Annotated in this window: 9 protein-coding genes, 1 tRNA gene and 2 pseudogenes; 4 read left to right on the top strand and 8 right to left on the bottom strand. The window is 37.6% G+C overall.

The genetic code is table 11. The features are described from left to right. The 5 genes and pseudogenes from H6F62_RS19925 to H6F62_RS19905 all read right to left on the bottom strand — a co-directional run. Positions 1-804 (bottom strand): annotated as a pseudogene (locus H6F62_RS19925) (hypothetical protein); the annotation flags it as partial. A gap of 153 nt (positions 805-957) precedes the next feature. Further along, positions 958-1,539: a Uma2 family endonuclease gene (locus H6F62_RS19920; protein WP_190372802.1), complete on the bottom strand. Its 582-nt coding sequence runs from the start codon at positions 1,537-1,539 to the stop codon at positions 958-960. A gap of 200 nt (positions 1,540-1,739) precedes the next feature. Continuing rightward, positions 1,740-2,213, bottom strand: a complete 474-nt coding sequence (locus H6F62_RS19915) for a PAM68 family protein (RefSeq protein WP_190372801.1) — start codon at positions 2,211-2,213, stop codon at positions 1,740-1,742. Between the two features lie 12 nt (positions 2,214-2,225). Continuing rightward, positions 2,226-2,495: a 30S ribosomal protein S15 gene (gene rpsO / locus H6F62_RS19910; protein ID WP_028082300.1), complete on the bottom strand. Its 270-nt coding sequence runs from the start codon at positions 2,493-2,495 to the stop codon at positions 2,226-2,228. Between the two features lie 134 nt (positions 2,496-2,629). After that, a complete protein-coding gene (locus tag H6F62_RS19905) occupies positions 2,630-3,106 on the bottom strand; it encodes a hypothetical protein (RefSeq protein WP_137908302.1) in 477 nt (158 codons plus the stop codon). A 170-nt stretch (positions 3,107-3,276) separates the two neighbouring features. Between H6F62_RS19905 and H6F62_RS19900 the strand changes: the two genes are divergently transcribed. Continuing rightward, positions 3,277-4,542, top strand: coding sequence for a hypothetical protein (locus H6F62_RS19900; RefSeq protein ID WP_190372800.1), 1,266 nt, complete (start codon positions 3,277-3,279; stop codon positions 4,540-4,542). Between the two features lie 102 nt (positions 4,543-4,644). Here H6F62_RS19900 and H6F62_RS19895 read toward each other — a convergent pair whose 3' ends face one another. Then, complete coding sequence (locus tag H6F62_RS19895; RefSeq protein WP_137908304.1) at positions 4,645-5,790, bottom strand: SpoIID/LytB domain-containing protein; 1,146 nt, start codon at positions 5,788-5,790, stop codon at positions 4,645-4,647. 96 nt (positions 5,791-5,886) lie between these two features. Continuing rightward, positions 5,887-5,958 (bottom strand) — tRNA-Gln (locus H6F62_RS19890). Positions 5,959-6,346: 388 nt separating this feature from the next. Here H6F62_RS19890 and H6F62_RS19885 point away from each other — a divergent pair. Both H6F62_RS19885 and H6F62_RS19880 read left to right on the top strand, forming a co-directional pair. Next, positions 6,347-7,735, top strand: coding sequence for an ammonium transporter (locus tag H6F62_RS19885; protein WP_190372799.1), 1,389 nt, complete (start codon positions 6,347-6,349; stop codon positions 7,733-7,735). A gap of 208 nt (positions 7,736-7,943) precedes the next feature. Next, on the top strand, positions 7,944-9,152 hold the full coding sequence (locus tag H6F62_RS19880; protein WP_137908306.1) for a 4-hydroxy-3-methylbut-2-enyl diphosphate reductase: 1,209 nt from the start codon (positions 7,944-7,946) through the stop codon (positions 9,150-9,152). A gap of 102 nt (positions 9,153-9,254) precedes the next feature. On the opposite strand, the pseudogene H6F62_RS21120 reads toward H6F62_RS19880, so the two are convergent. After that, positions 9,255-9,335, bottom strand: a pseudogene (locus H6F62_RS21120) (zinc ribbon domain-containing protein); the annotation flags it as partial. Positions 9,336-10,208: 873 nt separating this feature from the next. Between H6F62_RS21120 and H6F62_RS19870 the strand changes: the two are divergent. Continuing rightward, a complete protein-coding gene (locus H6F62_RS19870; protein WP_190372798.1) occupies positions 10,209-10,562 on the top strand; it encodes a response regulator in 354 nt (117 codons plus the stop codon). Positions 10,563-10,637 lie beyond the last annotated feature (75 nt).

Here is a 10,637-nt window from a genome sequence, read left to right as displayed (position 1 = left end):
TTTTCCTAAAAGTGCTTCTAATTCGGTATTTCTGTTTTGATTTCCTAAACCTTGATGAAATAATTTTAGCAGGAAATAACGATAAAATGAATAAAACTGATTATTTTCTTTGTGTTCTTGACATTGATTTAATTTGGTTCTCAAATAATCTAAGTCGTTATTTAAAAAACCTTTACGTTGAATAAAGTAAATGAACATTAATCGGTTCAGCATTAAGGAAGCGTACCATTCTTGATCAAATTTCACGGGGATACCGTTAATAAAATCTAAAAATGTTTTATATTCCTTTTTGAATTGATCATAAAATTTCTTGGTAACTTTATCAACATCAAAGGCTTTTTTAGTTTTCTTAGTAACTTCTAATAAAGTTAAATTTTCTTCCTCTTTAATACTAATATAAATTGTTTCTAACTTTTGAATTAAACCCTCCCCCGACTGATGAATATAATAATGATTTTCTCGACTAGTGACGGGTTTTCCTGGTTCGCGTCTTACCCATTGCCAAATTTGTTTTTCTTGACCTTTATCGGTATAAATAATTAAATGTTCTTGACTATAACTAGTAACTTCTATATCAATCTTTTTTCTAATTTGAGAGTTGGGTAAAATCCCATTTTCAGGTAAACAATGATAAACCATTAAACCACGTTTTTGGGAAATAGCTTTTATGGTATAATTCTCCCCATTTACAGATAGATAAATAGGAGAAATATCAGCATAATCCCAACCTAATTCCTCAATAAACAGCGATGTAAAATCCGCTAATTGCAGGTATTTTTTAACTTGACTACGATTGAATTTCATAAAATGCACTCCTGGTATAAATAACTACAGCTTAACCCACCATTTTCAGTGATTTAAGTGATTTATATAGCGATAAAATACCTGTCTTCATCCTGTACATCCTGATTCTGACAGTGGATACTCAACATCATAGCATAGCGAGCCACATTATAGCTACATGATAGCTACATTGATAACATCCTCATATATATCTACCATTTCTAAAATTAATCCAACAGAATCTAAATGTAATTTATCATCACGATTAATCAAGGTTTGTATAGTCCAATTTCTTTTTTCATCTTGACGATAAACCTCTACTTTAACTTGATCCTGAGAAATCAAAACATATTCTTTCAAACTTGCTAAACTGCGGTAATTAAGAAGTTTTTCCCGTCTATCTATAGTTTCTGTACTTGGTGATAGGACTTCGATAATTAAACAAGGATAATTCAAAAAATAACGGTCTTGATCTTCCGTGTCGCAACTGACGATAACATCAGGATAGTAAAATATAGTTTGATTCTCATTAGCTAAATTTATTCTTACCTTCATGTCAGACATGAAAACATTACAGGAACTACCCCGTAACTGAGAACGTAGTCTACTAGCAATATTGAGAGTAATTATATTATGTTCTTTACTACCTCCAGCCATAGCAAAGACTTCACCGGCAAAATATTCATGACGAATATCGCTAGTTTGTTCTAATTCTAAATATTCTTCAACAGTGAAAAAGTAAAGAGGGGACTGCATAATTATAATTTTTTCGGGTATAATTTTTTCGGGTATAATTTTTCGGGCTTGATAATTCTCAAATTATGATCAAATCCTTTACCAATTTAACAATATAGCGCCAGGTATTTTTGGCTGCATATTGGGTATAAACCAGAAAAAACTTATTTTCCAACTTACCCCAGATGACAGTTATGACCTGGACGCTGATTATTAGATGATTATGAGACGTTCTTTTTCCGGGTATCACGCCAAACTTCGGCCATCCTTCCCCAGTTAGTGCTAAACTCATCCAAACCGATCATATTTCCCGGTCTTTCCTCGTCCCAAGAAGCGGAAAGAACACCATAGGTAATTCCTACTACTCCTAAACCAAATAATCCCATATTCACCAATAAAACGGCGATAGGCGGAAGTTGGATATGAGCTAGAGTAACTAGCAGATAGCTAACTACCAAACTAGCAATACCTAAAAATGTAGGAATACCGCAAAAAGCAGCCACTCTGCGAATCATGCGCTGGCTCACCACTTCAGGAATAGCCATTTCTTGTTTAGAATAACGACGTTGCTGTTGCGGTTTTTCCTGGGTTTCTTGGGTCTTCAGGACGGGCTGAGTTATAGCCTTAGCGGGTTTTTGACGCTTTTTGTTTGGTTCAAAAGGTAATTTACTACGTTCTGATTCTTCAGCAGCCATAAGAATTAGTTCCTAACCGCGAATACCGAGACGAGTAATTAAAGCTTGATATTTTTCCCGGCTACCTGCTTGGATGTAGGCTAAAAGACGCTTTCTTTGACCAATCATCTTCAATAATCCTCTGCGGGAGGAATGGTCTTTCTTATTAACTTGCAAATGTTTACTGAGTTGGTTAATCCGGTCAGTGAGCATTGCTACTTGAACATCAGCCGAACCAGTGTCGGTTTCATGAACTTGGTAGCCAGAAATGATTTCTTGTTTGCGCTGTTGCGTCAGAGCCATGATAGATTAGATCTTTATTGTTTGTAAATTTGTGTAGCAGTTTCCTATAATATCACACCCATCCATTCCTGTGGCAACTTCCTGATCAGGAGTCAGGAATGCAGCAATCACCCATTACCGTCAACCATTACCGCTTACTCTGGTGATTTAAGAGCTTGATCTAAAATTTGTCTAGCTTGTTCGGCTTTTGATTTTGCTTCCTGGTAACGGAGATTGGCCTGAGCAAAATTTTTGAGAACCTTAAAACCTTCTTTGAGATTGGTTATTTCTTCCTCGGTGACGGATTTATCAGTAAATAGCACATCAATGGCTTTGCGAATTTCTAAGGCTTCTGTGCGTGATTCTTGGACTTTTAACTTTAAAGAAGCTAAATTACTGAGAATTTGCACCGCTTGGGTAATTTCATCTTCACGACTAGAAGTATCTGTAGTTGGTTCTTTGATTTCAATTAACTGTTGGGGACTAAATCCTGCTTCTAGTTCGGTTGGTAGTTCCCCTGCTTCCATAAGTTCCATTAGCTGATCCATTGCTTTGTCACGGGCTTTAGCGGAATCCTTACCAGGAACAATCAGGATAATTTCTGGACTTTGAGGAATAGTGTATTGAACCATAGGTGTATATATAAATTTCAGCTAATTGGTGATAGGTACGGAATAATGAATTAACCGCAGTCCAGAAACCACTATAAGGTATTATTGTATTTCCGAACCGCAAAGACAAGAAATATTAGTTCAATTATACTTAATAAAGGTAAACCAAAATATAACAAAATGACAAATTTATGACTCCCAATTCCGCCATTATGCGTTCTGTGGAACAACTGGGCTACCGCGTCACCGTTGGTGATGTGGCCACCCAGATAGGATTAAATATAGCTGAAGTCAATCAAGGTTTATTAGCCCTAGCTGCTGACGCTGGGGGACATTTACAGGTTGCAGAATCAGGTGATGTTGTTTACCAATTTCCCCGCAATTTTCGAGATATTTTACGCAATAAATACTTGCAAATACGGTTGAAAGAATGGTGGCAAAAAATCTGGTCTGTGCTATTTTACTTAATTCGGATTTCTTTTGGTATTCTTTTAGTTGCTTCTATCATTTTGATTACTGTGACTATTTTCATTATTATCACTGCTAGTTCAAATCGAGATGATGATAATCGCGGTGGTAGTAGTTCTAGAAGTAATAATTTCTTCTTTTTCCCTGATTTATTTTGGTATTTTAGCCCAAATTATGGCGGTAATTACCAAGAACGACGGAGAGAAAAGGGCGAAAATAGTGAAATGAATTTTTTGGAAGCGGTGTTTTCATTTCTCTTTGGTGATGGTGATCCTAATGCTAATTTGGAAGAACGCCGCTGGGAAGACATTGGGGCTGTGATTAGCAATAATCAAGGTGCAGTAGTAGCAGAACAAATTGCTCCTTATTTAGATGATATTGGCGAAAAATATCAACAAGAATATGAGGATTATATGTTACCTGTGCTGGTAAGATTTAATGGATTTCCCCAGGTAAGTTCAGAGGGGCAAATGGTATATTATTTCCCAGAATTACAGGTAAGAGCTAGTAAAAAACAGCGGCGTTCAATATCTGAATATCTCCATGAATTTTCCTGGAAGTTTAGTGCAGCTAGTTCTGGACAAATTCTCCTCAGTGCGGGTTTAGGCGGAGTGAATTTTGTTGGGGCTTTGATTTTGGGAAATTTATTGAGAGATGGCACAATTGCGGCTCAAATCGGCGGATTAGTTGCTTTGGTGCAAGGTATTTATGGATTGTTATTGGCCTATGGTACAGGGTTTTTAGCCATTCCCTTAATTCGATATTTCTGGATTAAACGGCGTAATGATAAAATTACTACTCGCAATTATCAACGCCAAGAACGAGCTAGATTATTAGCAGGTGCGGATACTTCTTTGCAGAAGAAAATCGCCTTTGCTCGTGAATTTGCAACGGAAAAAATCATTAGTAAAGAAGATTCTGTTTATTCCACAGAAACAGATTTATTAGAACAGGAATTTCAGAATAAGCAAATAGGGGATAGGGGATAGGTGCTACGCCACGGGGACAGGTGCTACGCCACGGGGACAGGTAATTGGTCACTAACAAATATTTCCCTGCTCCCTATTGCCTATTTCCTCTTGTAAGAGTGCCTATTTTGCTTGAATGGGTGTCAAGGCTACACCTTGATAATAGTATCCTAAAATTTGTAGATGGTTTGCACCACGTTTTGCTAATTCATAAGCCCCCCATTGACTCATTCCTAAACCATGACCAAAACCTAATCCCTGGAGGATAAAACTACCATTTGCGTCTTTATTCACAATGAACCGCGTACTTTTAATTTTTAGTGCGGTTCTCACTTCTTCACCTTGGAGAATTTTAGTGCCTTTATTACCGATGATTTTCAGAGTTTTGACACTTCTAAAAGGTGAAACATTTTCGATAATCATCTCTTTGACATTACCAATACCGAAAATTCTCGCACTAATTTCTCTGGGAGTGAAGGTCTTTGTCCAGTTACATTCTTTGATCTTTTGGTCAAAATCGGGAACGGCACGCAAATAAGGTACTCTGGTACTCCAGACATCTTCTACGTTTTCAGTGTGTCCACCAGAACAAGCATGAAAGACGGAAAGAATAATTTGATTATTGTAAGTTAATATCTGGCCTGCTGTCTGGTCTGCTGCGTTGTAGGTTTTGGGAGATTCACTGCTTACACCTTTATAAATTTGCCAACGATCTGGACTATCCCCTAAATCATACACCGGATTTCTTCTCTGTCTTTCGCGCTCATAAAGGGCATAGGTACGGGCTGCTATGGCTTGGGCTTTGAGGGCTTCCTCCGGCCAGCTAGAATTCATTTCTCCACCAATGACGCTGTAGAGATATTCTTCTAAATCTACCCAGTTCACAGCAGTTAATCCGTTACCTGTGGGTACTACTAAGGTTCTACCACGAAACCAGCGATCGCCAATATAAACATACCCCTTATTTGTCGGTTCAATCCAAAATAACCCTGATTGCCATCTATCTAAAGCCACTCCTCCCGCAACCGCTTGAGCGGGAAAGGGTTTCATTCCTGGTAATTCTCCTAGTGTCTTACCCCTACTATCTTTAACAATAGCGGTTGTGGAAGCACCGACTTTTACCTGTTTAACTTCTCTTGCAATTGCCACACGCAGAATTACAGACGCTTGAGCAGGAGCAAGCAAGACAAACCAGAGCAGTATACCTATCCACCAATGTCTACCTTTAAGTTCAGAAAAAAAACTGCTTAATAATAGTTGAAATTTCATTTTAATTGTTTAATCATAAGCGTCTACTGTTCACCTTCTATATACTTTTATATATTTGTACTTTTATATATTTGTATATATTTGGTTCTTATATAACTGGGGCGCTAGGATTCGAACCTAGGGATGGCGGGACCAAAACCCGCTGCCTTACCACTTGGCTACGCCCCAAGGAATTAACTTTAGATAATATAGCAGTCCTTGTAGGATAATGTCAAGTGTTTTGGAAAAAAATTTTTTTTGCTGATGGGGAATGGGCAGTTAGGGGGTTTTTGAGAAAAAAAATATTTATTTATTACTGATTGCCAAAAAATCGGGAGTTTGTACAATGTGACATTTTCTAAAAAATTGTATTGATAGTAACAGAATTTTCCATGTCAAGATCACTCAGATAGAAATATAAAAAAAGATCAAATTTTTAGTAAAATTTTAGTTAAGCTGATGTTAAGCTGACTAGAAAATTAGAATTTAAGTAACTTTTAAGACAGAAAAAAGTAGCGAAAAATACGAATTGTATTGAATCAGGATCAACATCGTAGACGCAGAGGAAAGAACACAAGTGTTGAAGAAATTAGTTATTACTGGGTGTTTAACTTTATTGATGCTGGGGGGGTTGTTAACAGGGAATGCTTGGGCTGCGGAGTCAACGGCTGCACCACCTCCCGATACGGGAGATACAACATTTATGTTGATCTCATCAGCCCTGGTATTGCTGATGACACCCGGATTAGCGTTCTTTTATGGTGGGTTTGTGCGATCGCGCAATATCCTAAATACGTTAATGATGAGTTTTGTATTGATGGCCATTGTCGGAGTCACTTGGGTTCTGTGGGGTTATAGTCTTTCCTTTGCCCCTGGTTTACCTTTCATTGGTGGCTTACAGTGGTTAGGTTTAAACGGTGTTGGCTTAGAAACAACAGGTTATCTGCAAGGTTCAGCCCCAGCAGAAGTGGTATCCTACGCGCCAACAATTCCCCATCAGGCATTCATGATCTATCAAGCCATGTTTGCTATTATCACTCCAGCATTAATATCAGGTGCGATCGCTGAACGGATGAGTTTCCGTGCCTATTGCCTATTTGTAGTGCTGTGGTCAACGTTCATCTACACACCCCTAGCGCACATGGTGTGGGCAAAGGGAGGATTTTTAGGTTTATATGGCGGTATAGGCGCTTTAGACTTTGCTGGTGGGACAGTAGTACATATTAGTTCTGGTATTTCCGCACTAGTAGCAGCAATTGTCCTCGGTCCGAGAAAAAACTATCCAGATCGTCTGAGTCCTCCCCACAATGTCCCCTTTATTTTGTTGGGTGCTGGCTTACTTTGGTTTGGTTGGTTTGGCTTTAACGCTGGTAGTGCCTTATCCGCTGGCACGGTGGCCACAGTAGCCTTTGTTGCTACTAATACATCTGCCGCCGCTGGGGCGTTAATGTGGTTGATTCTAGAAGCTACATTACGGGGAAAACCCACCGCTGTAGGGGCAGCCACCGGTGCAGTCGCTGGTTTAGTTGGAATCACCCCAGCGGCAGGATTTGTCACCCCTCTAGCGGCAATTTTAATCGGTTTTATTACTTCCTTCGTCTGCTTCTATGCTGTCAGTTTCAAGCACAAGTTACAGGTTGATGATGCCCTAGATACCTATCCTGTCCATGGTGTTGGCGGTACTATCGGGGCGATTTTAACGGCTTTCTTTGCCACAACTGAAGTTAATTCTGGCGGTAAGGACGGGGTACTCCGTGGTAACTTGAGTGAATTATTTGTGGAATTGGGGGCAATTGCTCTAGCCTATATCATTGCTGGGGTGGGGACTTGGATCATTCTGAAAATTATTGCGGCTACAGTTGGTTTAAGAGTCCCAGATCAAACAGAAAATCAAGGCTTGGATATCCATGAACACGGGGAAGAAGGTTATAACTCCGAGTTCGCAGACCGAATCTCTAATAAGTAATTTAATTTATTAGGGATATTTTAGGGATATTAATGTAGGTAAGAGGTAAGAGGTAGGAAAAATCTAATATCCTACCTATTCCTCTTCCCTGACTGGTGTTGTGAATATTTATGAAAAGAAATATGATTTTGATAAATTAAAATTTCCCATCTCAATTGCCTCCAGGCGCGAGAAAATTAAAAATAGTCATTTTAGTCACCAAGTCCAAATGGATACAAAAGCTTTTAAACGCAACCTGCAACATTCAGCCAATTACAATCGTAAGGGCTTTGGTCATCAAGAGGAAGTTGCTACCCAGTTACAATCGGAATATCAGAGTAACTTGATTCAGGAAATCCGGGATTCTCACTACACGCTCAAGCGCGGTGATGTGACGATTCAATTAGCACAAGCATTTGGTTTTTGTTGGGGTGTGGAACGTGCTGTAGCAATGGCTTATGAAACCCGCCAGCATTTCCCCGCAGAAAGGATTTGGATTACCAACGAAATTATTCACAATCCATCAGTTAACAAACGGATGCAGGAAATGCGGGTAGAATTTATTCCCGTCATTGACAAAGTCAAAGATTTTTCTGTTGTTGGTAGCGGTGATGTGGTGATTTTACCAGCTTTCGGTGCAAGTGTTCAAGAAATGCAAATTCTGAATGATAAAGGTTGTCAAATTGTTGATACTACTTGTCCTTGGGTATCTAAAGTTTGGAACACTGTAGAAAAGCACAAAAAAGGTGATTACACATCAATTATTCACGGAAAATACAAACATGAAGAAACCGTTGCTACTAGTTCCTTTGCTGGGAAATATTTGATTGTTTTGAATTTAAAAGAAGCAGAATATGTAATTAACTATATTCTCAATGGTGGCGATCGTCAAGAATTTTTAACTAAGTTTGCTAAAGCTTGTTCTGCCGGATTTGATCCTGATCAAGATTTACAACGGGTAGGAATTGCTAACCAAACAACCATGCTCAAAGATGAAACCGAAAAGATCGGTAAAATGCTAGAGCGAACGATGATGCAGAAATATGGACCGGCAGAGTTAAATCAGCATTTTCAAAATTTTAATACTATCTGTGATGCCACTCAAGAACGTCAAGATGCGATGTTGGAACTGGTGAAAGAAAATCTGGATTTAATGATAGTAATTGGTGGATTTAATTCATCAAATACTACCCAATTACAACAGATTGCTTTTGATCGGAATATTCCTTCTTATCACATTGATAGTGTTGAATGTATTCAATCAATTAACAAGATTGAACATCGAGAATTAACGGGAGATTTGGTAATTACAGAAAACTGGCTACCAGCAGGGGAAATTAAAGTTGGTATTACCTCTGGTGCTTCTACACCAGATAAGGTGGTTGAAGATGTAATTGAGAAAATTTTTGCACTGAAAACGACAGCAGCTTTAGTTTAAGTCTTGGTGGTAATACTAACCTGCTATATAAAATCTAGACAAAGCTAGACTTTATTTTCTACTTCAATGGGAGCATGGGAGCGGTTATCCCTCAGTAGACTTTCACGCCAAAGCCTGACGCGATAAATTAATTGCGGGATTTAGATCCCTATTCATCTCAAAACCGCAGTTCTCACAATGAAAAGTTCTTTCCGATCAAGAAAGAACTTCTTTTTTGTGTCCGCAGTGAGAACAAGTTTTACTTGATGGATTAATATTTCTTGGGTTTTATTTAACTTGAGTTTTGTCTTGATGGATAAAAGCATTGGCCGATTTCAACACTGTATTTGATCATTTAATTCTGACACATTTTGCCTAGTTTTTTAGCTAACTCATGAGAGTTATACATCAAGTAATGGGAGGCTTTGTCTATATTTGTATGGGTTTATCCATTAAATAAATTGTCAACTTAGGACAAGCTCTAGTATAAAAAAGAGGTTAGTATGGTAAATCATCATGGGCTAAAGTTTGTGCCATCACAATTGGTAATTGTTTACATCCCCCATTAGTATGATTACTGCCAGCTAATTTTATGAAAAACATACTCCTGATGACAGATGACTACTGATATTATTCCGTAGTTAAATTTTAAATACAGAGAATTTACTGAAATCAGGTAAAAAACTCACAGTTTACTTATTTATCAAATCTCACGAACCAAAAATACTCAAAAATACTCAAAAAGATTAATTGACAATATTGCCTTTTTATGCTTATAAGTTCAAATCTCAGGGTAGCTCGATTGGAAAGCAATAAAAAAAACAATTATTTGTTTCATGCAACTAAATGGAAAGTATTTATTTTTTGTTGTTAAAATCAAGTTTATTCAAACTTAAATGTCAAGCCGCCAAAAACTAATTACTAATTGAGATTATAGCAATTATTAAGATTGTATGAACTCTTTACTCTAATTTTGTATTAATTATTGCTGACATTATATCTAGATTTGTAAGTGATTTATTCCAGAGTTTAGTAATAGTTAAACACCCGAAAATTTAGTGATTGGAATAATTAATTATGTACGAAGAATCAAAAAAAATTATCGTCATTGATAATGATGTTTTTAGTCGCAATTTTATATTAGACTGTCTTCAATCTGAGGGTTATGATACCATAAGTGCAGAAAATGGGATGATGGGACTAGAGTTAATAAAACAATATTTACCTGACTTGGTAATTTGTGATGTGGTCATGCCAGATATGGATGGTTATACTGTATTAAGTAACCTGCGGGAAGATTCATTGACAGCAATTATTCCTTTCATTTTTTTGACTGCTATTAATACAAAGGAGTCTTTACGAAAAGCCATGGAATTGGGAGCAGATGATTATTTAACCCACATTCCGCACCCCAAACTGTCACAGAGGTAAATTACGTAGAGAAAAAATTAAAGAGAGCATCAAAACAAACATATAAAGTGAAAAAAGGCATTTGAGAAACAGTAA

Source organism: Anabaena sp. FACHB-1391, from assembly GCF_014696755.1.
In the GTDB taxonomy this organism is placed as follows: Bacteria; Cyanobacteriota; Cyanobacteriia; order Cyanobacteriales; family Nostocaceae; genus Dolichospermum; species Dolichospermum planctonicum.
Note: the sequence above shows the minus strand (reverse complement) of the source record. Positions and strands in the feature narration are given on the sequence as shown.